The 584-nt window shown below is 72.4% G+C and carries 1 protein-coding gene; it reads left to right on the top strand.

What is annotated here, in order from left to right:
* Positions 1–181: 181 nt before the first annotated feature.
* The coding region (locus A5709_RS10545) for a cutinase family protein (RefSeq protein WP_068119788.1) at positions 182–584 on the top strand (403 nt) is incomplete at its 3' end.

The raw sequence follows: 584 nt of genomic DNA, 5'->3' as shown, positions 1-584 counted from the left end.
GCGCCGGCGCCAGCGGACCGGTGGCGATCGAAAGAGCCGCCACCGCAACGGCGACGGCCAGGCCGGCAATCGGCCACTTACGAAGATTCATGCGGCAGATTTTCACATATTCCGGCGTGTGCCACCGCGCCGCTAAGCTCCCCCACTGTGGCCGATTGCCGGCCTGGCCGTCGCCGTTGCGGTGGCGGCTCTTTCGATCGCCACCGGTCCGCTGGCGCCGGCGCGGGCCGACGGATGTCCCGACGTTCAGCTCATCTTCGCCCGCGGCACCGCCGAGCCGCCCGGTCTCGGGGTCGCCGGAGACGCGCTGCTCGCCGCGCTGCAGCCGGCCCTCGGCTCGCGCAGCGTCGACGCGTACGCGGTGAACTACCCGGCCAGCTACAACTTCCTGCAAACCGCGGACGGCGCCAACGACGCCCGCGATCACATCGCGGAGATGGCCGACCAGTGCCCGGCGACGAAGCTGGTGCTCGGCGGTTTCTCGCAGGGCGCCGCCGCGGTGTCGATGCTGGCCGGGGTGCCGCCGCTGGGTGAGCGCATCGGCAACTTCGGGTCGGCTCCCGCGCTGGACCCGGGGCTGGCCA

Origin of the sequence: Mycobacterium sp. E1386 (assembly GCF_001672745.1) — a bacterium.
Lineage (GTDB): Bacteria > Actinomycetota > Actinomycetes > Mycobacteriales > Mycobacteriaceae > Mycobacterium.
This window is presented reverse-complemented; position numbering and strand designations above follow the sequence as displayed.